The 26,598-nt window shown below is 46.3% G+C and carries 17 protein-coding genes; 14 read left to right on the top strand and 3 right to left on the bottom strand.

The window, feature by feature from the left end; all coding sequences use genetic code 11:
• Positions 1 to 240: 240 nt before the first annotated feature.
• Positions 241 to 582 carry an iron-sulfur cluster insertion protein ErpA gene (gene erpA / locus KI743_RS11335; protein ID WP_032551754.1) on the bottom strand — a complete coding sequence of 114 codons (342 nt, stop codon included), beginning with the start codon at positions 580 to 582 and terminating at the stop codon, positions 241 to 243.
• Between the two features lie 297 nt (positions 583 to 879).
• Between erpA and hemL the strand changes: the two genes are divergently transcribed.
• The 14 genes from hemL to KI743_RS11265 all read left to right on the top strand — a co-directional run bounded on the left by hemL (position 880) and on the right by KI743_RS11265 (position 23,704).
• Entirely contained in the window at positions 880 to 2,169 is a 1,290-nt protein-coding gene (gene hemL / locus KI743_RS11330; RefSeq protein ID WP_150893535.1) for a glutamate-1-semialdehyde 2,1-aminomutase, read from the top strand.
• A gap of 310 nt (positions 2,170 to 2,479) precedes the next feature.
• Positions 2,480 to 3,565, top strand: a complete 1,086-nt coding sequence (locus KI743_RS11325) for an AI-2E family transporter (RefSeq protein WP_150893533.1) — start codon at positions 2,480 to 2,482, stop codon at positions 3,563 to 3,565.
• Positions 3,566 to 3,656: 91 nt separating this feature from the next.
• Entirely contained in the window at positions 3,657 to 4,679 is a 1,023-nt protein-coding gene (rsmC, locus tag KI743_RS11320) for a 16S rRNA (guanine(1207)-N(2))-methyltransferase RsmC (RefSeq protein ID WP_150893531.1), read from the top strand.
• 218 nt (positions 4,680 to 4,897) lie between these two features.
• Positions 4,898 to 8,287, top strand: a complete 3,390-nt coding sequence (locus KI743_RS11315; RefSeq protein ID WP_285466468.1) for a response regulator — start codon at positions 4,898 to 4,900, stop codon at positions 8,285 to 8,287.
• Positions 8,288 to 9,130: 843 nt separating this feature from the next.
• Positions 9,131 to 10,813: an ABC transporter substrate-binding protein gene (locus KI743_RS11310; protein WP_150869235.1), complete on the top strand. Its 1,683-nt coding sequence runs from the start codon at positions 9,131 to 9,133 to the stop codon at positions 10,811 to 10,813.
• A 170-nt stretch (positions 10,814 to 10,983) separates the two neighbouring features.
• Complete coding sequence (locus KI743_RS11305) at positions 10,984 to 11,970, top strand: ABC transporter permease (RefSeq protein ID WP_032551522.1); 987 nt, start codon at positions 10,984 to 10,986, stop codon at positions 11,968 to 11,970.
• A 2-nt stretch (positions 11,971 to 11,972) separates the two neighbouring features.
• On the top strand, positions 11,973 to 12,998 hold the full coding sequence (locus tag KI743_RS11300) for an ABC transporter permease (RefSeq protein WP_150869236.1): 1,026 nt from the start codon (positions 11,973 to 11,975) through the stop codon (positions 12,996 to 12,998).
• A gap of 2 nt (positions 12,999 to 13,000) precedes the next feature.
• Positions 13,001 to 13,984 carry an ABC transporter ATP-binding protein gene (locus tag KI743_RS11295; protein ID WP_150869237.1) on the top strand — a complete coding sequence of 328 codons (984 nt, stop codon included), beginning with the start codon at positions 13,001 to 13,003 and terminating at the stop codon, positions 13,982 to 13,984.
• 84 nt (positions 13,985 to 14,068) lie between these two features.
• Positions 14,069 to 15,064, top strand: a complete 996-nt coding sequence (locus KI743_RS11290; protein ID WP_150869238.1) for an ABC transporter ATP-binding protein — start codon at positions 14,069 to 14,071, stop codon at positions 15,062 to 15,064.
• Between the two features lie 115 nt (positions 15,065 to 15,179).
• Positions 15,180 to 16,901, top strand: a complete 1,722-nt coding sequence (locus KI743_RS11285) for a glycoside hydrolase family 9 protein (protein ID WP_285466465.1) — start codon at positions 15,180 to 15,182, stop codon at positions 16,899 to 16,901.
• A 1-nt stretch (position 16,902) separates the two neighbouring features.
• Positions 16,903 to 17,772, top strand: coding sequence for an N-acetylglucosamine kinase (locus tag KI743_RS11280; RefSeq protein WP_285466464.1), 870 nt, complete (start codon positions 16,903 to 16,905; stop codon positions 17,770 to 17,772).
• Between the two features lie 21 nt (positions 17,773 to 17,793).
• Complete coding sequence (locus KI743_RS11275) at positions 17,794 to 19,707, top strand: beta-N-acetylhexosaminidase (protein WP_285466463.1); 1,914 nt, start codon at positions 17,794 to 17,796, stop codon at positions 19,705 to 19,707.
• Positions 19,708 to 19,811: 104 nt separating this feature from the next.
• Entirely contained in the window at positions 19,812 to 22,217 is a 2,406-nt protein-coding gene (locus KI743_RS11270; protein WP_285466461.1) for a GH36-type glycosyl hydrolase domain-containing protein, read from the top strand.
• A 74-nt stretch (positions 22,218 to 22,291) separates the two neighbouring features.
• The gene (locus KI743_RS11265; protein WP_285466460.1) at positions 22,292 to 23,704 is read left to right on the top strand and encodes a phosphoglucomutase/phosphomannomutase family protein; all 1,413 of its coding nucleotides are present in this window, start codon (positions 22,292 to 22,294) and stop codon (positions 23,702 to 23,704) included.
• A gap of 127 nt (positions 23,705 to 23,831) precedes the next feature.
• Here KI743_RS11265 and KI743_RS11260 read toward each other — a convergent pair whose 3' ends face one another.
• Entirely contained in the window at positions 23,832 to 24,860 is a 1,029-nt protein-coding gene (locus tag KI743_RS11260; RefSeq protein ID WP_261882062.1) for an ABC transporter ATP-binding protein, read from the bottom strand.
• On the bottom strand, positions 24,860 to 26,485 hold the full coding sequence (locus KI743_RS11255; protein WP_261882063.1) for an iron ABC transporter permease: 1,626 nt from the start codon (positions 26,483 to 26,485) through the stop codon (positions 24,860 to 24,862). The genes KI743_RS11260 and KI743_RS11255 overlap by 1 nt, the downstream gene beginning before the upstream one ends.
• Positions 26,486 to 26,598: the final 113 nt, after the last annotated feature.

Genomic DNA, 26,598 nt, shown 5'->3' with positions numbered 1-26,598 from the left:
ACATCTCCAACCATAACAGACCCACAAAAGGTAAAATTCGATGAGCACGACACTTTATTCAACATGTCGTTCAATAGAAAACAAAGCTAATTCTTTTAAAGACAAAAACTTAGCCTAAAACCCGAGAATCCCTCTCCTCTAAATATTGGGTCAATGTGCCAAGCACTAAGATAAAAATACAAAAAAAAACGCCGAACCTAAGTTCAGCGCTTCTATATAACAATACGTTTTTGTCAGCTTTTACACGCTGAATGATGCACCACAACCACAAGTTGTTGTTGCATTTGGGTTGTTTACAAAGAAGCGTGCGCCCTCCAGGCCTTCTGTGTAATCCACAACACCGCCAATCAGGTACTGAAGGCTCATTGGGTCAACCACTAGCGTTACACCACTATTTTCAATAGTCATGTCACCATCATTTACTTTTTCATCGAATGTGAAGCCGTATTGGAAACCGCTACAACCACCACCTGTAATGTATACACGCAGTTTTAGATCTGGGTTTTCTTCTTCAGCAATCAGCGTTTGTACGCGGGTAGCTGCTGCATCAGAAAAAGACAATGGGATATTTGCTTCGCTCACGACAACCTCTCTTACCTGTGTCAAAAACAACATGATACAAATCGAGTTCGAGATCATAGTTGTTGAATATATTTTTCTATTCCGGTGATTATCCAATACCTGACTGAAACGTTCAAGTATTCACCATCTGATCGCCGTTTTTCCTGCTAAAAACTCATCAAATAAAAATAAATTAGCCGCTTAACCCCTCAAAACCACCAGATTCGGGCGATTATCTCAGCGAAACCATTCCTAGTTGGTTTATGGATAGGTACAATGCGAGCCAATTGGTCCCGACAGTCAAAAGAGGATATATCAATGACCAAATCAGCAGAGCTGTACGAAAAAGCACAGCAAACTATTCCGGGTGGCGTTAACTCTCCTGTACGTGCATTCAACGGTGTAGGTGGTTCTCCAATCTTCATCGAGCGCGCTGATGGCCCGCTAATTTTTGATGCTGATGGTAAAGCATATATCGACTACGTTGGTTCTTGGGGCCCAATGATCTTAGGTCACAACCATGCTGTTATCCGTGATGCAGTTATCGAAGCGGCTCAACGTGGTCTTAGTTTCGGTGCTCCAACGGAAACTGAAATCAAAATGGCTGAGCTTGTATCTGAGATGGTTCCTTCAATGGAACAACTACGTATGGTTAGCTCAGGTACTGAAGCAACGATGAGTGCGATTCGTCTTGCTCGTGGTTTCACAGGTCGTGACAAAATTCTTAAGTTTGAAGGCTGCTACCACGGCCACGCAGACAGCCTACTTGTAAAAGCTGGTTCTGGTGCTCTGACTCTAGGCCAACCAAGCTCTCCAGGCGTGCCAGCAGATTTTGCTAAGCACACGCTAACAGCGACATTCAACAACCTAGACTCTGTTCGTGAGCTGTTTGAAGCAAACAAAGGTGAGATCGCTTGTATCATCGTTGAACCTGTAGCGGGCAACATGAACTGTATCCCACCAGTTGAAGGCTTCCACGAAGGTCTACGTGAAATCTGTGACCAAGAAGGCGCACTACTGATCTTTGATGAAGTAATGACAGGTTTCCGTGTTGCTGAAGGCTGTGCGCAAGCTTACTACAACATCAAGCCAGACCTAACGTGTCTTGGTAAAGTGATTGGTGGCGGTATGCCAGTGGGTGCTTTTGGTGGTCGTAAAGAAGTGATGCAATACATCGCACCAACAGGTCCAGTATACCAAGCAGGTACTCTATCAGGTAACCCAGTGGCAATGGCGGCAGGTTACGCATGTTTGAACCTTCTACGTGAAGAAGGTAACGAGAAGCGACTAGCGGCAAAAACTAAGCAACTGGCTGATGGCTTCAAGCACCTTGCTGACAAGCACGGCATTCCACTACTGGTTCACCAAGTTGGCGGTATGTTTGGTTTCTTCTTCACTGAACAAGAAACGGTGACTTGCTACGAAGATGTAACTAAGTGTGATGTAGAACGCTTCAAGCGCTTCTTCCACCTAATGCTGGATCACGGTGTTTACCTAGCTCCTTCAGCGTTCGAAGCAAGCTTCACATCACTAGCTCACGGTTCAAAAGAGATTGACGCAACACTAGAAGCTGCTGACCGCTGTTTTGCAATCATTGCTGCAGAATAAGGCTATTTAGCTTTAACACATTGTTTATAAAGGCTGCTTTGTGCAGCCTTTTCTTTTTCAAGCAAACCGAGAGTCACAAAATAGTTCTCACCTCTTTGCGACTTCCAATTAACGCTCCCAGAATAAAAACACCAGTAGCATTAAAGTGCCCAGCAACATTCGAAACCACGGGATCTCTTTTTTAGCTTGCTGCTCATTCTCTTGGCATTTTTTGTCGTTATTACAACACCCCATAATGAAAACTCCTCATTGCTAACTCTCTGTTTTGCAGCCATTATAAACTGAGTTCGCAAACATAGAGACCACTACCGTGTCAGAAAAGATCAAAATTAACTCAAGTCATTGGGTGATTATTGTTGCCCTACTTGCGGCGGCGTATGCCTGTTATTTATTGATTGAACCTTACGTCAACTCGATCGTGATGGCGTTCATCATCTCGCTATTGATGTTTCCAATCCATGAATGGCTTGAGAAAAAACTTCCTAATAAAGCCAATCTGGTCTCTCTGCTCTCGTGCATTATTCTCACATTCATCATTGTGATCCCTTTGCTCGCCGTCTTTGCTGCAATTGTTCAGCAAGGCTCACTGTTCTCGCAAAACACTTATAAATGGGTCACGCACGGTGGTATCCAAACCCTGTTTGAACATCCTTTGGTGGTTAAAGCGCTCGCCTTCATTAATGACTACCTGCCGTTTGATAACATTGAACCACAAGCAATTGCGCAGAAAGTCGGTGAATTCGCTACTAGCTTTGGCTCCAAATTGGTTGGGATCAGTGCCAAGATCTTAGGTGATGCGACCAACTTCCTAATGGACTTCTTCTTGATGCTGTTCGTGCTGTTCTTCCTGCTGCGCGACCATGACAAAATCATCAGTGTTGTTCGCCACATATTGCCTCTGTCTCGCAGCCAAGAAGACAAGCTACTGGCAGAGATCGAACAGGTTTCTAAATCCGCTGTTATGGGCTCATTCTTAACCGCAATTGCACAAGGTTTTGCTGGTGGTTTAGGTATGTGGATTGCAGGCTTCCCGGGGCTTTTCTGGGGCACCATGATGGGCTTTGCTTCATTCATTCCGGTCGTTGGTACAGCACTGATTTGGGTTCCTGCAGCAATCTACTTATTCCTAACCGGTGATACTACATGGGCTATCTTCCTCACAGTTTACTGTGTTGCGGTGGTTGGCTCGATTGATAACCTGCTCCGCCCACTCCTGATGCAAGGTAGCGCAGGTATGAATACCTTGATGATCTTCTTCTCGCTATTAGGTGGTATCCAACTGTTCGGTCTCATCGGTCTGATCTACGGCCCACTGATCTTTGCGATTACTATCGTACTGTTCAATATCTACGATGAAGAGTTTAAAGATTTCCTTAATCGACAAGACAACACATAATCGACTTAACGACGATTAAAACTTCAAGCTTGGGGCGGATTATGCGAAAATCCGCCCCTATTTTTAGCTAACGATTCAACAGAGAGTCCCTATGTCTGCCTATATCGCCCCAAGCCAAATTGCTCAACGCCAACTCGCCTACTTTGAAGGTAAACATGTTCTGGTTGCAGGTGAGGCTGAAGACCTATTTCCTGTTGAATTAGCTAAACACTGTGAGTCTGTATCAGTATTTACCTCTAACTACAGCTATTACCGTCAGCTAGAAAACTGCAATACCATTCAACGTTTCTATGGCGCTGAGTTCACCGAAGAGACTCAAGCAGATCTCGTTCTACTTTATTGGCCAAAAGCCAAAGCTGAAGCGGAATTCTTGCTCGCAATGTTGATGGCAAAACTGGGTAAAGATACTGAAATTGTAGTTGTTGGTGAAAACCGCTCCGGTGTGAAGAGCATCGAGAAGATGTTTAAGCCTTACGGTAATGTTGTTAAATATGACTCAGCGCGTCGCTGTTCTTTCTATTGGGGTCAATGCCTAGAGCAGGCTCCAGCGTTCAATCTTCAAGAGTGGTTTAAAACCTATTCGGTGAACATTGGTGAGCAATCACTTACAGTTAAGAGCCTGCCTGGTGTATTCAGCCACGGTGAGTTTGATATCGGCAGTAAATTACTGCTCGATACGCTACCAAGCCTAAACGGTAAGGTGCTCGATTTTGGTTGTGGTGCTGGTGTGCTTGGTGCTGTGATGGCTTCACGTAACCCTGAGATCGAGCTAGAGATGTGCGACATTAGCGCCTTTGCCGTGGAATCAACTAAAGCGACACTGGCAGCTAATGGACTGACGGGTAAAGTATTCGCTTCCGATGTCTACTCAGATACATCAAAAGATTACCGTTTCATCATCAGCAACCCTCCTTTCCACTCAGGTCTAGACACTAGCTACAGTGCGACAGAGACCCTATTGGCCGATGCACCGAGCTACCTGAACGCTCAAGGTGAAATGATTATTGTGGCTAACAGCTTCCTCAAATACCCACCAATTATTGAGCAAGCTTTTGGTAAATGCGCGACTCTAAATAAGACCACAAAATTCGCTATCTATCACGCAGCGAAATAACCTACCTCTACAAAGTGCAGGACAATCCCTGCACTTTTTGCTCATATTGCTAGCAAAATTTAATAAATTTGCGCGACTGCACACGCTTTAAATAGCACTTACTTGTCAAAGTAAAAAAACTCGTTAATTTCGTTAAATTAGAAACCACTCAATCTATTCTTTGTACTCAAATTTCAAACATTTTCAGAAGTACATTCAAGGAAAGTAGTACCTAATTTATGTTTAGATTCTATCGAAAGCAGAAGTTTAAGCGCCTTCAAAGTACGCTCATGCTAGCGTTTCTCGTGTTAAGTCTGACCCCTGTTACTCTTATTGCTGTCTTTTTCCTTCAATCTCATAGCCAAGATCTGCAAGAGCAGAGTACTTCTCACTTGGTGTCTGTGCGTGATACCAAACAGCAACAGATCATTGATTACCTGCAAGCTCAAGAGTCGCAAGTGATTGGCTTTGTTCGTTCAGAATTGGCTATCGCCAGTGGCGGGCGTTTTTACGGTCTTATCAATGCCTTTCAACGCCTCGGCTTGGACATTGAAGAAGCACGTAGCAATGCGCAACAACGTTATATTCAAGGTTCTGGCAACGAGGTAAAAACGTCAATTTTGCCTGAATCGAGCAGCTACGTTGGCAGTGAGCGTTATCGCCTACTTCACAAGCGCTACCACAACGCCTATCTAGAACTGATTAAACGTGCCGATTTTGACGATATCCTCCTGGTTGATATCAACGGTAACGTCGCTTACTCAGTGTTTAAACAAGACAACTACGGCACTAACCTGCTCACTGGTAAATACAAAGACTCAAACCTTGGCCTGACGTTCCAGAAGCTAGCAAAAGACGTAACAGAAAAGCGCAAAACCAATGAAGACTACACCCCAGTAATCGTCTCTGACTTCCTTGATGAAAACGGCAAACAGAGCGCATGGCTAGGCGCACCGATTGTTCAACAGGGCTACCTACATAGCTACGCGATGTTCAGACTACCAATCAATGGCATCACCAAGCTGATTGCGGATCTCAATAAGAGCTCGAACATGCAGACCCTACTCGTTGGTAGCGATCACCTTCCAAGAAGCTTGGCGCACAGTCAGCGAGCCATCGACCTCAGTCTCGAAGTCATTGATAAAGCATTAGCTGGTGAAACTGCGGTTGGCACCTTTAACAACAGTTCAGATCAAGCGATCATTGCCGCATACGCACCTATCGAGTTGGATTACGCAAACTGGGCGCTGGTGGTTGAACTACCAGAAAAAGAAGCCTTTGCTCGAATCCACCAACTGGAAAAAATCTTCGTGATCGTAATGCTGACGGCAATAGTGCTGGTATTTGTCGCATCTCATTACCTATCCAACTTCATTACTTCACCGCTGCTTAAGCTCACTTGGGCTGCTGAGAAGGTATCGGCAGGCGATCTCGATGAAGCGATGATCAATACCGAGCGAAAAGATGAAATAGGACGCCTGGCAGTCAGCTTTGAGCGTATGCAGCGCTCCATTCGTGAAAAGATGGGGCTTATCAAGTCGCAAAATGAAGAGCTTGAAGATAACCTCAAGACCATCCAAAAACAGAATGAAGAGTTGCAACTCGCCAACAAGCTCAAAGATGAATTCCTAGCCACAACCTCACATGAGCTGCGTACTCCTTTGCACGGCATGGTAGGTATTGCTGAGGCATTGATCTCTGGCGCGAATGGTCCTATTCCAGCAAATCAAAAATACCAACTGGATATCATCATAAACAGTGGCCAGCGCCTCGCAACTCTGGTTGATGACCTGCTGGATTATCACAAAATGCGTTATGGCAGCTTAGACATCAAAAAGTCAGCGGTTGACCTATCTGCAGCGACCAGTTTGGTGCTTGAGCTATCGCACCACCTGCTTGGCAGTAAACCGATTCGTATCATCAACCAAGTTCCAGCGGATTTAGGTCTTGTATCCTCCGACCCGCAACGCCTAGAGCAGGTAATGTATAACTTGGTAGGCAATGCCATTAAGTACACCTCTGAGGGTAAGATCGTCATCTCTGCGAGCGTAATTGACGACAATATCCGAGTACAAGTGGTCGATACTGGCCAAGGCATCCCAGCAGAGCATTTAGAACATATCTTTGAACCACTTATTCAAGCAGGGCAAGACGCAAGTTCATATCGACAAGGTGCAGGGCTTGGATTATCGATCAGCCGTCAATTGATTGAATTAATGGGTGGCTCACTCTACGTCAGCAGTCAAACAATGGTGGGAACGACATTCAGTTTCACGCTACCACTAGCAACACCGGAAGAGCTTGAGCATTACAACGAGTCTAGCAATTACTCGCACTTCCAAGCGCCAGAGGTACTAGAGAGCGGCCAGCAAGATAATAGTGAGATTCACGAAGACCCAGATGGCCCGCTACTTGTGATTGCCGATGACGAACCGGTTAACCTACGTGTACTTGATAGCTTCTTGAAGCTAGAGGGTTATCGCGTCCGTACGGCTTGCGATGGTCCTGAGACCATTGAATTAATTGAAAAAGAGAAACCAGAGCTGCTACTGCTCGACATCATGATGCCCGGTATGAGCGGCTACCAAGTGTGCGAAACACTAAGAAAGCAGTATGACCACGCACAATTACCAATCATTATGCTGACCGCGCTAAACCAACCTGAAGACCGCGTTCGAGGCTTTGAGGTTGGAGCCAACGATTACCTGTCTAAGCCGTTCAATAAGCAAGAGCTAGCAGCCCGAATCACAGCGCATCTATCAGCAAGTAAGGCAGAGCAGCGACGCATAGAGAACGACCAGCTGCAGCAAGAGTTGAAGCATAGAGCAATGGTAGAAGCCAACCTGCTTGAAACCCAAGGCCGTCTGCTTGAGCAATTAGAATCAGCGCCTGAAGCAATTATCTGCATTCGCGATGATCAACGCATTCGCTTTGCCAACGAGGCAGCCGCTAAGCTATTTAGACGCAGCCAAGAACAACTCAAGCGTTCTATGGCTGATGAAATCATTGCACCGAAGTATTTACGCGTAGACCAAGCGCACTACTGTGGCGAGATTGATGTCTACATCAGTGATACTCGCCAACGAGTTTCAAGTGATATTCTCAAACTACCTGAAGGCTCTGGATTAGACACTATGTATATTTTCAACGTTGGCGGCGCAGTAAACTCAAATCGTATCAACAACCTAGAAACGGCCGTAGAAGCGCTGTCGAGTTATGCCTTTGAAGGGGACAAAGACAAGCTACAACAACTGAAAGAGCTAGGCGGCGAATTCACTCGCCTTGCTGACAAGGCCGCTGGTGAAGGTAAGAATAAACAAGAGTTAATGCGAGAGGTGCTTGTTGAAGCTATGACTAACGCCCTTGTTTATTGGGAGTCGGTCACAGGAGAGACTAAGTTTGCCTTCGCTGAAAAGAGTGGCTTATGGCGTGTCTATCTCGATAGAAGTACCTTGCAAACTCGAACACTAGATAAGTACTTACGTGTAGAAACTCTGCCTAAGACGCCTCGCTGGCGCACAGTACTGAGCTCTCTTGAATTTATTCTGGAGCACTGTAAAGAGCAAACACCGGAAAGGACTCACATTGAAATGCTCAGAGATAAACTACAAAAGCTCCTCACTAGTTAGGCTAGTGCTTACTATTTGCTTTACTACCCTAGCCCGCTGACACCAGCGGGCTTTTTAATGCCTCAGCATCTACGCCTTCTCATCAACCTGAATTCATTTATCCAAGTCTGAATTCCCTAATTCCCTTAGGAATCGTTCTATCGTCATATTGTGCGCTCAAGGCCATTCACAGTAGCCGATTTAAGAGGCTTTAATACACTAGGCACCTATCACTTCTATAGCGCTTAAATGACTTCACAAAGCACTTATTTAAAGATATAAAACAAGCTCAAAAGAACGTTATACAAACGAAATAAACAGGCTAATTATCGGGCTCTTTTCTTCGTTACTGACACATTACTAGGCGTTGGTTTGACTATTTGTTGGACTTTGAGAAGCGAGTCACAACAGAACGGCAGATTTAATTTTTTGTGGAAATTTAACGTCATTTGGCGAAGTGATGGAGATCTACAAATATGAGAAAAGGCAACAAATAACCAAATTTAATAGCCTGAAAAGTAAGTGGCCACTTACAATAATTATCTATGCGCTATTAACTGCGACTCATATCACCCAAGTATCGATTGTACATTTATCAATCAAAAGTACATTTTTTGACGTTAATGACGTGTCGTTTTGTAGTTTTAACGTTTTTAACGGGAAACGAGTTTGATTAATTCATGAATAAGGTGTTTTCTTACTCGTGCCAAAGGTCTACAGGCCACTCTTAACACTTCATAGAAACAGCGATGATTCTTGGAACAATGACAAAGAGGTAGACCTTGAACAGAGTGTGTATCTACGAATAGCAAAAGATGACATTCAATCCATTAGTGAAATGAAAGCAAATAGTAAGGAACAGCTATGCTTGCCAATATAAAAAAAACAGCACTAGCAACAGCAATTATTGCGACTGCTACGACAGGTTTTGCATCGGTAGCAACAGCTGCAGAACGCAGCGAACTGACTATCCACCCGAAAGAGTACACAACGTTTGTACGTAACTTTAACCCGTACCTAGGTGCGACTAACTTACATACAACGACTGACTTCTTATACGAGCCACTTGTTGTTTTCAACGAAATGCACGGTAACACACCTGTATTCCGTCTAGCTGAAAACTTCAAAATGGCTGACGACCTAATGAGCGTAACGTTCGACATCCGTAAGGGTGTTAAATGGTCTGATGGTGAAACCTTCTCAGCAGATGATGTTGTTTTTTCTTTCAACCTTGTAAAAGAGAAGCCAGAGCTTGACCAATCTGGTATCAACTCTTGGGTAACTTCAGTAGAGAAACTTAACGATTACCAAGTTAAGTTCCGCCTAACAGAAGCAAACTCAAACGTACCTTATGAGATTGCTAAAGTACCTGTAGTACCTAAGCACATCTGGAAAGACATCAAAGATCCAGCAACTTTCACCAATGAGAACCCTGTAGGTTCTGGTCCATTTACTGAGATCGATACTTTCACAGCTCAACTTTACATTCAGTGTGAAAACCCGAACTACTGGGATGCTGACAACCTAGACGTAGACTGTCTGCGTGTTCCACAAATCGCAAACAACGACCAATTCCTAGGTAAAGTGGTTAACGGTGAAATGGACTGGACATCTTCTTTCGTACCAGACATCGACCGTACTTACGCAGCAGCAAGTCCTAAGCACCACTACTGGTACCCGCCAGCGGGCACGCAAGCATTTGTTGTGAACTTCAAGCACCCAGATGCTGCGAAGAACGAAGCGCTAAACAACGTTGAATTCCGTCGTGCATTCTCTATGGCTCTTGACCGTCAAACTATCATCGATATCGCGTTCTACGGTGGCGGTACAGTGAATGACTTCGCATCTGGCCTTGGCTATGCATTCGAAGCTTGGTCTGATGAAAAGACTCACAACAAGTACAAAGGCTTCAACACTTACAACGCTGAAGGCGCGAAGAAGCTTCTTGCTGACGCTGGCTTCAAAGACGTAAACAAAGACGGCTTTGTTGATACGCCATCAGGCAAATCTTTCGAGCTATTGATTCAATCACCAAACGGTTGGACTGACTTCAACAACACAGTACAACTTGCAGTTGAACAACTAAACGAAGTTGGCATCAAAGCAAAAGCTCGTACACCAGATTTCTCTGTGTACAACCAAGCAATGCTTGAAGGTACGTACGACGTAGCTTACACAAACTACTTCCACGGTGCGGATCCATACACTTACTGGAACAGCGCGTACAACTCTTCACTGCAATCTGGTGACGGTATGCCTCGCTTCGCGATGCACTTCTACAAGAACGACAAGCTAGACGGTCTTCTAAACAGCTTCTACAAAACAGCTGATAAGAACGAACAGCTAGACATCGCTCACGGTATCCAGAAGATCATCGCAGCTGACCAAGTAACGATTCCTGTAATGTCTGGTGCTTACATGTACCAATACAACACCACTCGCTTCACTGGTTGGTGGAACGAAGAGAATCCAAAAGGTCGTCCAAACATCTGGGCTGGTATTCCAGAGCGTCTACTTCACGTACTGGACTTAAAACCAGTTCAATAAGCAGTCGTTCAATCCTTGCGGCGTAATCCCTTACGCCGCTTATAAAAATCCCCACACTCTCAATTGAAAGTATGGCGCTCGTCGTCAGGGGATTTCTCGTTCCAAATTTTCGCTAGGAGCGACCTGAATCCAGAAACAGGGAAACAATCTGGGTGAGTAAGGTGTGAGTTATGGGTTATTTTTTAAGACGTTTGTCATTTTATTTTGTCGCGCTATTAGTTGCTGCGACGTTAAACTTTGCAATTCCGCGAGCAATGCCGGGCGACCCGGTGACCATGATGTTCGCTAACGCTTCTGTTCAGGTAACCCCTGAGCGTATCGCAGCAATGAAAGAGCTACTCGGCTTTGTCGATGGCGGTCTATTAGTACAATACATTGCTTACATGAAGAACATCCTCAGTTGGGAGCTAGGTACTTCAATTCAATTCTACCCACTGTCTGTAAACTCGCTACTTGGCGGTGCATTCGGTTGGTCTCTATTCCTAGCAGGCACTGCGGTTGTTCTATCGTTCTCGCTAGGTTCTATCCTAGGCATCTTCGCCGCTTGGAAACGTGGCAGTAAATACGATGCATTCGTGACCCCAGGTATGCTGATTCTACAAGCGGTACCTCAAGTGGTTATCGCAATGATTGCACTATTCACCTTCGCAATAGGCCTTAAGTGGTTCCCGACTGGCTACGCATATACCGCGGGTACAGTGCCAGATTGGACAAGCTGGGAATTCATTAAAGACGCAGCTTATCACGCTGTTCTCCCTCTATTTTGTGCTTCTGTGGTTCAAATTGGTGGCTTCCTAGTCAACATGCGTAACAACATGATCAACCTTCTTGCAGAAGATTACATCACTATGGCTAAAGGTAAGGGCCTAAGTGAAAACCGAGTGGTATTCAACTACGCGGCACGTAACGCACTACTACCAAGTGTAACCGCACTTTCAATGTCACTAGGTATGGCAATCGGTGGTCAGCTCATCATCGAAATCATTTTCAACTACCCGGGTCTTGGTACGGTTCTATTCAATGCGATTAACGCGCGTGACTACCAAGTTCTTCAAGGTCAGCTGCTTATCATGACGCTGTTCATGCTGTTCTTTAACCTTGTCGCTGACATGCTTTACGTTGTTCTTGACCCTCGTCTACGTAAGGGTGGTAAATAATCATGAAAGACTTTCTAAAACTCATTTGGCGCAACCCGATGGCACTGACTGGTGTAATCATTCTTGGCGTCTTCATCTTCGCGGCGCTGTTTGCACCATTAATTGCAAAGCACGCTCCAGACAAACGTACGGGTAACCCGCACGAGTACCCAAGCTTCGTAGTGAAATCGGCTCAATCTAACCCTGATGGCTGGGTAGCAACAAACCTAGCAGATGACCGTCGTACGCTGATCATGTCTAAAAAAGCAGACCACGTACTGGGCACAACTCGTATGGGTCGTGATGTTTGGTCTCAAGTAGTACACGGTGCTCGCGTATCACTAGCAGTAGGCTTCGGTGCAGGTATCACGGTATGTCTACTTGCTACTGTAATCGGTGTATCGGCAGGTTACTTCGGCGGTCGTGTTGACGACATTCTTACCGCAGCGATGAACATCATGCTGGTTATTCCACAATACCCATTGCTCTTTGTAGTCGCAGCATTTATTGGTGAGGCGGGCCCATTAACCATCACCTTAGTTATCGGCTTTATGTCCTGGGCTTGGGGCGCGAGGGTTATCCGCTCACAAACACTGGCTCTGCGTGAAAAAGAGTTTGTGAAAGCTGCTGAGGTATTGGGTGAGTCTTCTTTCCGCATCATCTTCGTTGAGATTCTACCTAACCTGATCTCTATCGTTGGCGCGAGCTTCATCGGCTCTGTGATGTACGCAATCATGATGGAAGCAACGCTCTCTTTCCTTGGTCTTGGGGACCCGAACACCGTGAGCTGGGGCATCATGCTTTACAACGTACAAGCCTCTTCTTCGATGCTGATTGGCGCTTGGTGGGAACTGCTAGCTCCATGTATCGCACTGACGCTACTTGTAACTGGCCTAGCACTGCTGAACTTTGCTGTTGATGAGATTGCAAACCCACAACTGCGTTCGCACAAAGGTATGAAGCGCTGGAAGAAACTTGCTGCACAAGACAAGCAAGAGCGTGAGCCTGAACTACCACCACAAAATGCACTTTGGAGCGGAGATAAATAATCATGACAGCACCACTCATTTCTATCCGCAACCTTTGCGTAGATTACATCACAGACGCGGGCGATGTCCGCGCCTGTAACAACGTGAGCTTTGACATTGCACCCGGAGAAGTCTTCGGTCTAGCTGGAGAATCAGGTTGTGGTAAATCAACCGTTGCGTTTTCACTGATGCGCCTTCATAAGCCGCCAGCGTTTATCACCGGTGGTGAGGTTATCTTCAACGGTGAAAACATCTTAGATTACAGTGATGATCGTATGCAGGCATTCCGCTGGAGCGAGATGTCGATGGTATTCCAGAGTGCGATGAACGCGTTGAACCCTGTCTTACCAATGGAAGAGCAGTTCTGTGACGTGATTATGCGTCACACCAACATGACTCGTGAACAAGCAAAACAACGAGCTGAAGGCCTGCTGGAGATCGTGGATATCCACCCTAGCCGTCTTAGCGATTACCCGCACCAATTCTCTGGCGGTATGCGTCAGCGCTTGGTGATTGCTATCGCATTAGCTCTGAATCCGAAGCTGATCATCATGGATGAACCAACCACGGCTCTCGATGTGGTAGTACAACGCGAGATCTTGCAGAAGATCCACGCGCTAAAAGAAGAGTTCGGTTTCTCTATCTTGTTCATTACCCATGACTTGTCGCTGATGGTCGAATTCTCTGACCGTATCGGCATCATGTACTCAGGTGAACTGATCGAGGTGGCGAACTCACAAGATATTCTAGAAAACCCTTATCACCCGTACACCAAAGGACTGGGCAGTTCCTTCCCTCCTTTGACGGGTCCAAAAACGAAATTGGCAGGAATACCTGGTAACCCTTTGAACTTATTGGAAATACCAGAAGGTTGTCGCTTCCAAGCTCGTTGTGACCGTGTACATGAAACTTGTACGAAAGTGCCAACCAAACTGCGCTCAATTGAGCCAGGGCATCTTTCAAACTGCCACCTTTATGGTGAGCCAATAGTACATACCAAGCTCTAGCTTGCCTGCTCTTAGAGCATCAATACAACAAGGCGGACAAACCGCCATGCAAGCAAAAAGCGATAAAGGATTCTGGAGACAATTATGAGCAAAAACTACGGTCAACTATTGGTAGAAGGTAAGAACGTCGTCAAAGACTTCCCAATAAGCAGTACCACAATTCAAACCCCAATGATGCGTGCGATCAACGACGTGTCATTCAAGATGTATAAAAGCCGTGGCCTCGCCGTTGTAGGTGAATCTGGCTCAGGTAAATCAACCACAGCGAAGATGATCGCTAAGATGTACGCGCCAACTGACGGCGTTATCGAATACAAAGGTCGCGATATCCAAACTATCGCGTCTAAGCGTGATTTGATGACCTATCGTGAAGGCGTACAAATGGTATGGCAAGACCCGTTTGGTTCACTCAACCCAACTCACAACATCTTCCACCATATTTTACGTCCACTGCTGATTCACAAGAAAGTGGACCCTCGCAATAAGCGTGAGCAAGAAGAACGCGTATACGATCTTCTTGAGCAAGTTGGTTTGATCCCACCAAAAGAGACGGCTCAGAAGTACCCACACCAACTGTCTGGCGGCCAGCGTCAGCGTGTCAATCTGGCGCGTAATATCGCAGTAGGTGCTGAGGTAGTTCTTGCTGATGAGCCAACCTCAATGCTCGACGTATCAATCCGAGCAGGTGTTCTCAACCTGATGGAAGAGATGAAGTTCGAGAAAGAGATGTCGCTGCTTTACATCACTCACGATATTGCGACAGCTCGCTACATCGCGGAAGACCTTTCAGTGATGTATGTCGGACACATGGTGGAATGGGGAGATACCGATGAGGTCATCGCCAACCCACAACACCCATATACCCAGCTTTTGGTATCAGCAGTTCCGGATCCAAAGAAATCAATCCATGAAAAATTGGCTGGCAACAAAGGGGAAATTCCACTGTGGACTCCTGAGTCTGCAGGCTGTCCTTTTGCTGGTCGCTGCACGCACGCAACCGACAAGTGTAAAGAGCAACTGCCGGGTGTGACTCAGTTAGGTGAAAACCACTTCGTACGTTGTTACCTACACGAGAGCTAAAAAATTGGTTGGGGGCACTGCCCCTAACCTTTCACTCTGATCATTTAACGTCGACCATTTTTAACCAAAGATTTAGTACCTAGCCAATAGAAATTAGGACTGTCGGAGACATTTGATGCTGTTACTCACCAATCACATCGGCTATGAAGCCAACGCGCCAAAGCAAGCGATACTGCAAACTCACAAGGCTCGTCTTTCCTCTACCTCCGTACTGTTGGTGTGTGCAGATAATCATGTCACCGTTGATAGTTTTGATGTGGTTAAGCACGGCCAAGTTGCAAACTGGCACACAGGAAACTACTTCACGATTGATTTCAGTGAAGTGACCAAACCGGGGCGTTACTATCTGCGCTTTGAAAACCTGCGTTCGGAAATTTTCGAGATTGGTGAAAACCTACTGATGCAGAGAACCTTCTCTGACGTTCTGCACTACTTCAAATCACAGCGCTGTAGTGGCATTTTCGACAAGAAAGATAAACAAGCTCAATTGCTGGGCACGGAGCGTTATGTTGATGTGCACGGTGGTTGGTACGACGCATCGGGTGACGTGAGTAAGTACTTTAGCCATCTCTCTTATGGAAACTACCTAAATCCACAACAGATACCGATGGTGGTTTGGAACATGCTCAAAGGGCTGCGTTTAGCTCAGGATCATGAAGCATTCCAAAAGTTCACTCAAATTCGCCTTACTGAAGAGGCATTGTTTGGCGCCGACTTCTTAGTGCGTATGCAAGATGCAGCAGGATACTTCTACATGACTGTATTTGACAAGTGGAGCAAAGATATCAACCAACGTGATATCTGTGCCTACGCGACGCAGGAAGGTATCAAATCTGACGATTTTCAAGCTGGCTTCCGTCAAGGCGCAGGAGTTGCTATCGCTGCACTAGCCAGTGCTTCTGCTCTAGAAGTTTCTGGAGAGTACTCTAATCAAACCTATTTAGAGACAGCTGAAAAAGGCTACTGGCACCTAAAAGAGTACAACCTCCTCTACCTCAACGATGGTGAAGAGAACATCATCGATGAGTATTGTGCACTGTTGGCAACCAGCGAACTGTATCGCGTGACTAAGGATTATAAATACCTCGATGAAGCCAGGACCTGGGCTAAACGCCTTTCTCTACGCCAACAATCAGATCATGAATTTGACCACTTCTGGTCAGCCAATACAGATGGTACTCGCCCATACTTCCACGCAGCTGAAGCGGGACTACCTGTCATCGCTCTATGTGAATACTTGGCTCAAGAACCCGATGCTCAACATCATCAAGCAGCGAGCCTTATCATTGAACAAGCATGCCGATTTGAAGTCGCGATCACCGATAAAGTAACTAACCCATTTGGCTATCCTCGACAATATGTAAAACCAGTCGACGGTGATAAACGAGACGCCTTCTTCGTTGCTCACAACAACGAGACGGGCTATTGGTGGCAGGGTGAAAATGCACGCCTAGGCTCTTTAGTAACTATGGCGTTGCTCGCTCAACCTTATATTCAAGACGAAGAGCTCAAAGCTCGCCTGATTACCCTGTCTCAAAACTGTTTAGACTGGATTCTAGGTCTCAACCCTTACCACATGTGCATGCTAGATGGTCACGGCCACAACAACCCAGACTACCTACCACAACTTGGGTTTTTCAATGCCAAGGGCGGTATTTGTAATGGCATTACTGCAGGTTTTGAAGACGAAGAAGATATCGCCTTTAATCCACCAGCACAAAAAGACGACATGCTTCAAAACTGGCGCTGGGGAGAGCAATGGATCCCTCATGGCGCGTGGTACCTGTTAGCAACAGCGGCCCAGTTTAACTTCACCGTTAATCAGGGGGAGCAATAACATGTACTACGTAGGTATTGATGGCGGCGGCACCTCTTGCCGAGCTCGAATCCGTGACACTGAAGGCCAATTTATTGGAGAAGCCAAAAGCGGCAGCGCCAATATTCTTCTTGGTACTGATATTGCGATGGCGTCCATCGTTGCTGCAATTCGCGATGCGGCTCTACAAGGCGGTTTAACAGAATCTGATTTTTCGAAGATGCATGTTGGGTTAGCACTTGCTGGTGCTGAACAAAAATCGGCTTGGTTGAACTTCATGACAATCGACCACCCTTTTGCATCAATCACCCTGAATACCGATGCCTACGGTGCTTGTATTGGAGCGCACAACGGGCAAGACGGCGCAATCATGATTGGTGGTACTGGTTCGTGTGGCATTTTGCTCAAAGATGGGGAGCAACACGTCGTTGGTGGTCGTGAGTTCCCCATTTCAGACCAAGGCGGTGGTGCCGTTATGGGGCTCAGACTTATCCAGCAAGTACTGCTTGCAGAAGACGGTATTCGCCCAAAAACATCACTGTGCCAACACGTCATGAACCACTTCGATAATGACGTAGACAATATTGTTGAATGGTCAAAGACCGCCATTCCAAAGGACTACGGTCAGTTTTCCCCGGTTATTTTTCAACTCGCCAACGAAGGTGATGAGCTCGCTATTGAGATGCTCAAACAAACGGCAGCTGACATCGAAATGTTTATCAATGCCCTCCACCGAAAAGGAGCCAATCAAGTGTGCCTAATGGGTAGTATCGCTGAACGTATTCTGCCTTGGCTCTCTCCCGTTGTTCAGCAATGGGTTGTACAGCCTCAATTCGACGCCATCGAAGGTGCGCTGATGTTTGCTGGCAAGCCCGAACATAACTTGTACTAATAGACTTAACAGGGAAGTGATATGAATTACCGCATTGACTTAGCTGTTCTCTCAGAACAAAAGCAAAACTGCCGCTTTGGTCTTACCGTACATAATTTAAGTGATGCCGACATCAAAACATGGTCGCTGCATTTTGCCTTTGATCGCTTTATTCTCCCAGAAAGCTTATCGCAAGGCACTCTAACTCAGGTAGGTAGCTACTGTACGTATACACCTAATGACGGCGAGCTTAAGGCCAATAATCACTACTATTTTGAATTCAGTATTCAAAGTGCCCCATTCCGTTTCCTTTCAGACGGTTTAAACGATGCGTTTATCCAAACTCTCACTGATGATGAAACGCAAATCTTACCGGTAGATATTTCCCCAATTGTTCTGGCCTCTCCCTACCGCGAACGCACTGAAGTTCCTCAGGTTGATGCCGCATCATTGGCGCTGATCCCACAACCAAACTCAGTCACAACACAAAGCGGAGCCTTCCCCCTAACTCCAAGTACGACGCTCGCTATCACCTCTGCACTGGCAAGCGATGGTGGAGAGTGGCTGAAAGAAGAATTGCGCACCCATTTCGAGCTATCACTGCCTGAGCAAGAGGTGGGTGCCATTACCTTTAGAACCAACCCAACACTCGATGATGCTGAATATAAACTCACGGTGACAGAGGAAGCTATAACAGCAGAAGCCGGTAGCCAAAGTGGTTTTATCTATGCAGCCGCAACCCTGCTTCAGCTGATTGAGCAGCAAGGCGTAGAGTCCTTCTCGGTTCCATGCTGCAAAATCGTCGACAAACCAAGATTTAAATACCGCGGGATGATGCTTGACTGTGCACGCCACTTTCACTCGCTAGAGGATGTGAAGCGTTTAATCAACCAACTCGCCCTATACAAGTTTAATGTTTTCCACTGGCACCTCACGGATGATGAAGGTTGGCGCATAGAGATAAAACAGCTGCCTCAACTGACCGACATTGGCGCATGGCGTGGTCTTAATGAAGCACTGGAGCCTCAATACACTCATCTGGCCCAGCGCTATGGTGGCTATTACACCCAACAAGAGATCCGCGAAGTGATCGCCTACGCCGAAAAGCGCGGCATTACAGTGATTCCAGAAATTGATATTCCAGGCCACTGCCGAGCAGCAATCAAATCTCTACCAGAGATGTTGGTTGAGCAGGAAGATACAACCGCATACAAGAGTATTCAGCACTATACCGATAACGTACTCAACCCAGGGCTTAAAGGCACCTATCAGTTCCTAGATATCGTTATCGAAGAAGTCGCTGCTCTCTTTCCAAGCAAGCTTATCCACATGGGCGCCGATGAAGTGCCACATGGCGTTTGGACAAACAGTCCTGCAGCTCAAGCAGTAATGAAAGAACACGGTTATCAAGACAGTAAAGAGCTGCAAGGTCACCTATTCCGCTATGCTGAAAACAAGCTCAAACAGCTTGGTAAAAAAATGGTCGGCTGGGAAGAAGCACAACACGGCGACAAGGTCAGCAAAGAGACCATCATCTACTCGTGGCTAAGTGAAGAAGCCGCCGTCAATTGTGCTCGACAAGGCTTTGACGTGGTGCTGCAACCGGCTCAATTCACTTACCTCGACATGACACAAGATTTTGCACCAGAAGAGCCTGGTGTCGACTGGGCTTCAGTGATTCCACTGGAACAAGCCTACAACTATGAGCCACTCGCGGAGATCTCTGACACTGACCCGATTCGAAAACGAATTCGCGGCATTCAGTGTGCGCTTTGGTGTGAAATTGTTACCCACCAACAGCGTATGGATTACATGGTATTCCCTCGGATCAGCGCACTAGCGGAAGGATGCTGGACCCACAAGAACAATCGTAACTGGCTGGATTACCTATCCCGCCTAAAAGGTCACTTACCACTGCTTGAACGGTTAGATATTCAGTACCGCTCACCTTGGTAAGAACACTAGAAGACCCATTAATTTCGGATACATAGCCACGAGGCTCTGAATCAATATTTGTAAGATTAACTGCCGGAGTGCAGTTTGTTAAAAAGGAAATAACAATGAAATACGGCTATTTCGACAACGAGAATCGCGAATACGTCATCACTCGCCCTGATGTACCAGCACCTTGGACTAACTACTTAGGTACCGAGAAGTTCTGTACGGTCATATCACACAACGCTGGCGGTTACTCGTTCTACAACTCACCAGAATATAACCGTGTTACTAAATTCCGTCCTAACGGCACTTTTGATCGTCCGGGACACTATGTTTATCTGCGTGATGATGAAACTGGTGATTACTGGTCTATCTCTTGGCAGCCAGTGGCTAAAAGCCTCGACGAAGCCAACTACGAGGTTCGTCACGGCCTGTCATACTCAAAGTTCAAATGTGAATATAGCGGCATTACCGCAACCAAAACGCTATTCGTCCCTAAGGGCGAAGATGCAGAGATTTGGGACGTTGTACTAAAGAACAACACTGATAAGCCACGTACTATCAGCACATTCTCATTTGTAGAGTTCTCGTTCAGCCACATCCAATCAGACAACCAAAACCACCAGATGTCTCTGTACTCAGCAGGTACTGAATACAAAGAAGGTGTATTGGAATACGATCTGTACTACAACACTAACGACTTCGAAGGCTTCTACTATTTAGCATCAACTTTCTCACCAGACAGCTATGACGGTCAACGCGACACTTTCCTTGGCATGTACCGCGATGAAGCGAACCCAATTGCGGTTGAAAATGGTAAATGTTCGAACAGCGCGCAAACCTGTTACAACCATTGTGGTTCTCTGCATAAGCAATTCACAATTCAACCGGGTGAAGAAGTTCGCTTTGCTTACGTACTAGGTATCGGCAAAGGTAACGGTGAGCGCCTACGTGAGAAGTACCAAGACACTGCAAACGTAGATGCTGCGTTCCAAGGAATCAAAGCTCACTGGGACGAGCGTTGCAACAAATTCCAGGTTAAGTCTCCAAACGAAGGCTTGGACACTATGATCAACACCTGGACACTATACCAAGCAGAGACTTGTGTGGTGTGGTCGCGCTTTGCATCATTCATTGAAGTTGGCGGCCGTACTGGTCTTGGCTACCGTGATACCGCGCAGGACGCTATCTCAGTACCTCACGCTAACCCAGCAATGACTCGTAAACGTATCGTCGACCTACTACGCGGCCAAGTTAAAGCGGGCTACGGTCTACACCTATTCGATCCTGACTGGTTTGATCCAGAAAAAGCAGATGTTAAGCCTTCGAAATCACCAACAGTAGTTCCGACGCCATCAGACGACGACAAGATCCACGGTATCGAAGACACCTGTTCTGATGATCATCTATGGATCGTTCCGACCATCATCAAATACGTGATGGAAACCGGTGAGCATGAGTTCTTTGATGAGGTGATTCCTTACGCAGACGGCGGTGAAGCGACTGTTTACGAACACATGAAAGCAGCACTGAACTTCTCTGCAGAATACGTTGGTCAAACAGGTATCTGTAAAGGTCTACGTGCTGACTGGAATGACTGTTTGAACCTAGGTGGCGGTGAATCTTCAATGGTTTCATTCCTACACTTCTGGGCACTACAAGAATTCCTAGACCTTGCTAAATTCCGAAACAATGACGCTGACGTTGAAAAATACACTGAAATGGCAGCGAACGTTCGTGAAGCGTGTGAAACACACCTGTGGGATGACGAAGGTGGTTGGTACATCCGTGGTCTAACAAAAGATGGCGACAAAATCGGTACTGCTCAACAAGCTGAAGGTCGTGTACACCTAGAGTCAAACACACTGGCGGTACTATCTGGTGCGGTGTCTCAAGAGCGCGGTGAGAAAGCGATGGATGCTGTTGATGAGAATCTATTCTCTGAATACGGCCTGCACCTAAACTCTCCATCATTCGCGACACCAAACGATGATATCGGCTTCGTCACTCGCGTTTACCAGGGCGTAAAAGAAAATGGCGCGATCTTCTCTCACCCGAACCCATGGGCTTGGGTAGCAGAAGCGAAGCTTGGTCGCGGCGACCGTGCAATGAAATTCTACGATGCTCTTAACCCGTACAACCAAAACGACATGATTGAAACACGCTATGCAGAACCGTACTCATACGTGCAGTTCATCATGGGTAAGGACCACCAAGACCACGGCCGTGCTAACCACCCTTGGTTAACCGGTACTTCAGGTTGGGCATACTTTGCGGTTACCAACTTCATTCTTGGTGTTCGTACTGGTTTCGAGGGCCTAACCGTTGATCCTTGTATCCCAATGGATTGGCCAGAGTTCGAAGTGACTCGTCAATGGCGCGGAGCAACTTACAACATCACAGTGAAGAACCCGAATGCAGTAAGTAAGGGCGTGGCGTCTATCACCATCAATGGCGAAGCAGTCAAAGGTGCTATCCCAGTTCAAGCAGAAGGCAGTGTGAACGATGTTATCGTCGTTCTTGGCTAATTGCGTAATTTAACGAACCGCTCTTGCCTCAGGTCATAACTGATTTGAGGCAATGAGACTAAAAGGATTTTCACATGATTAAATTTGGTACGGGTGGCTGGCGCGCTTTCATAGGTGAAGAGTTCACTCGCGATAACGTCCGCTTGGTCGCTCAAGCACTGGCTAACATCATCAATGATGAAGATGCGGCACAAAATGGCTTTGTAATTGGCTATGATCGTCGCTTCTTATCCGATAAAGCAGCCTGCTGGTTTGCTGAAGTACTTGCTGCCAACAACATCAAAGTCAGCTTCATCGACAAGTTTGTTCCGACACCGATCGTGATGTTCCAAGCGAAAGAAATGGGCTGTACCTATTCGGCATGTATCACTGCCTCTCACAACCCGGCAGATTACAACGGCATTAAAGTATTCATCGAGGGTGGCCGCGATGCTGATGAGATCATCACCGAAAAGATCGAACAGCAGATTGCTACGCTAACTAGCGAAGACGTTGTGCGCGTCGATTTCGAACAGGCGTTAAATGACAAAGAGATCGAAATCATCAACCCGATGAACGACTTTGTTGATTCGATCATCAACTTCATCGATATCGATGCGATCAAGAAAGCCAACCTTCGTGTTCTGATTGATCCTATGTTTGGTGTAGCTAAAAATGCGCTTCAAACCGTTCTTATCAACGGCCGTTGTGATGTGGACGTGATCAACGACGGTAAAAACCCAGACTTTGGCGGTTTGATGCCTTCACCGAGCGCAGCAACATTGTATCGCTTGAAGCACTTGGTTGCGGCTGAAGGCTATGACATCGGTATTGGCACCGATGGCGATGCTGACCGCCTAGGTATTATCGATGAGAAGGGTAACTTCATTCACCCTAACGAAGTGCTACTGCTGCTTTACTACTACTTACTGGAATACAAGGGCTGGAAAGGCTCGGTAGTACGTAACATCGCAACCACTCACCTACTCGATAAAGTCGCCGCTGACCACGGTGAAAAGAGCTTTGAGGTTCCAGTAGGCTTTAAGCACATTAGTTCTCAAATGGAAGCGGATGACTCTCTGATTGGTGGCGAAAGCTCAGGCGGCTTGACCATTCGTGGGCACATCAAGGGTAAAGATGGCGTGTTCGCATCTAGCCTACTGGTTGAGATGATCAGTGTAACGGGTAAGAAGTTGTCTGAATTGCTTGATGAGATCTATTCAAAGTACGGCTATGCATACACAGCCGAGGGGGATTGCACGTTCAAACCTTCTCAAAAAGAGGCGCTATACACCAAGATTTATGTAGAGAAACAGCTACCAGAGTTTGAACATGAGATTGAAAAAGTCAGCTATGAAGATGGAGCGAAAGTCTACTTCAAAAATGGTGGCTGGGTGATTGCTCGCTTCTCAGGAACCGAACCGTTGCTGCGTATATTTGCAGAAATGGAAGATAAAGACACTGCTGAATGTGTTCTTCAAAACATGAAAGCCTTCCTATCTTTGTAACTCCTTAAGGAAGGGTTTTATACCTAGATTTAACCCTATAGGTGAAGAACGCTTGCCCAGTATCCTACTTAGTCAGTTTGATACTGGGCTTTTTTATTCACATGAGATTGTTTGTTAAATGAACAGCCTAGAAAGCAAGAACGCCCTTAGTATCGACTTTCACTGTCACTGGCATGCCGACTTCCAATGCTTCAGAAGAGGTCGCCAGCAGTTTCTGACCATGCGCTTCAATCACATAACGGCAATGGTCTCCCATAAACTGCTGCTCCAATACAGAGATAGCGCTGTCTTGCTCATAGCTAGCCAAGATATGCTGAGGTCTCAACAACAACTCACAGTCATTGCCCAACTCGATGTCCGTTTGAGATTTTGCCTCAACCACGCCTAAGCTGGTTTCAAATTCATGTTCAGATATACGCTGAGCATTCAAGTAGCTACCGCCACCTAAGAAGTCAGCAACAAACTTACTCGAAGGGTGGAAATACAACTCCGAAGCAGAACCGTACTGTTCGATCACACCGTTGTTCATCACAGCCATTTTGTCAGCAAAAGCAAAAGCTTCTTCACGACTGTGCGTTACAAAGATCGCGGTAACACCCTGCTTCTTGAAGATCTTTCTGATCTGAGAAATCAACTCATGTCGAACCTGAGTATCAATATTTGAAAATGGTTCATCAAGTAGCAGCAAATCTGGCTTATAAGCTAATGAGCGTGCGATTGCGACGCGTTGCTGTTGGCCACCGGAAAGTTGGTGTGGGTAGCGCTCGCCGTACTCATCAAGGTGTACCAGCTCAAGCATCTCACGAACCTTAGCTTGCTTCTCCTTCTCAGAAAGATCTCGCAAGCCAAAAGCAACGTTTTGATTTACCGTTAGGTGCGGGAAAAGCGCATAATCTTGAAAGATCATGCCAATGTTGCGTTGCTCTGGTGGTAGCCAATTCTTACCATCATCAATGGTTTGGCAATTAAGGTTCATGACACCACTGCTCAGCGGAAGCAGACCAGCAATCGCCTTTAGCAACGTTGTTTTGCCACAGCCACTGGCACCAAGCAGACATACAATCTCACCGTGCTCAACCTCTAAAGAGAGAGACTCTAAAACCGTCTGAGACTCATACTTACAAGTCAGGTCTTTAATTGATAATGCACAACTCATTAGTTTTTTTGCTCCAAAGAACGGTTAACGATGATAAGCGGAATCAATCCCACAAGAACCAGTAATACCGCAGGCATTGCGGCCAGTTCAAGGTGCTCATCCGAGGCGTAGTTATAAACATAGGTCGCAAGCGTTTCAAAGTTGAATGGACGCAGTAACAGTGCTGCATTCAGTTCTTTCATTGATTCAATAAACACCAGCAAACCAGCGATTAAGGCCCCACGCTTAATCAAAGGAAGGTGTACTCGGCGTAACATCTGGTTGGTGTTACAGCCCATAGTTTTCGACGCCATATCCAATGATGGAGAAACCTTGCTCAGGCTACTTTCAATACTGCCGATTGCGACGGCCGAAAAACGCACCACCATGGCAAAAATAAGTGCGAACATTGAGCCAGAGAAGATAAGGCCTGGACGGCCCCATTCCATCGCTTTGGCAATATCATTCACCAAGTGATCCATAAACAGAACTGGAACCATAACACCGATAGCCAGCACCGTTCCTGGTACCGCGTAGCCCATAGAAGAGAGACGCATATAAGCAAGGTTACGCTTGCCCGGATTCACTCGCTGGTTGAAGTTAACAGTCAATGCCACCAGCACACCAATCACAGCGGCGAGAACGGAGACATTTAAACTGTTCATCGCATACTCTCTAAACTCGGCAGTCCAACTTTGAGCGAAGTATTTGTACGCGTAGATAAGTAGTTGACCTAACGGGAATAAGAAAGCGACACAAACCAATCCCCAACACCAGAACAGTGCTAACCACTTTTTCCAACCGTTCAGCTGATAACGGAAATCTTCTCGGCTATTAAATTGGTTTTGAAATAGCTTCTGCTTGCGGCGGCTGTAGCGCTCTGAACTCAATAACAAGATCACGATAACCAGCATGATAGCCGAGATCTTGGCAGCAGCAGTGAGGCTAGAGTAACCAAGCCAAGTATCGTAAACCGCAGTGGTTAGCGTATTAACCGCAAAGTAGCTTACTGTACCGAAATCACCTACGGTTTCCATTGCAACAAGGGATAGGCCAACCGCCATCGACGGGCGAACCAAAGGCAGAGAAATACGACGGAAACTTTCCCATGGAGAACACTTTAGGAGTCGAGCAGATTGCAACAAAGAAACATTCTGCTCCATAAATGCAGCACGGCATAGCAGGTAGACATAAGGATATAGAACCAGAGAAAGTACAATAATTGCACCGCTTAGGGTTCGGATATCTGGGAACCAATACTCACCCGGCCCCCATCCTGTTATATCACGCAGCAGAATCTGCACTGGTCCAGCGAAATCAAACCAATCGGTAAAGATATAACCTACGATGTAACCTGGCATCGCTAGAGGAAGTACTAGCGCCCATTGTAGGACCCGCTCGCCAGGGATACGGCACATTGCCATGATCCACGCTGAGGGAATACCAAAAATCAACGACAAACACATGGTGCCGAACACTAAAACCACTGTGTTGTAGGCGTAGGTAGGCATCACTGTAGACATAAGATGAGAGAAGAGCTCATCCGTTTCACCAACAGCGGTTGTGAATATCGCTAAGATCGGAAAAACCAGCAGCAAAGCAATCACTCCACTACTGGTGTTCCATATATAATTCTTTTGTTTCATCGCTTAATTACAACGGAGAGGGATAACTCGAAAATGCGTTTGAAAATACATCTCATATCCTTTTAAAAACTAAGGGTAGTTATACCGATATCGCACTGTGACTGCAAGGCGCG

Origin of the sequence: Vibrio sp. D420a (assembly GCF_030248625.1) — a bacterium.
Classification (GTDB): Bacteria; Pseudomonadota; Gammaproteobacteria; order Enterobacterales; family Vibrionaceae; genus Vibrio; species Vibrio fortis_A.
This window is presented reverse-complemented; position numbering and strand designations above follow the sequence as displayed.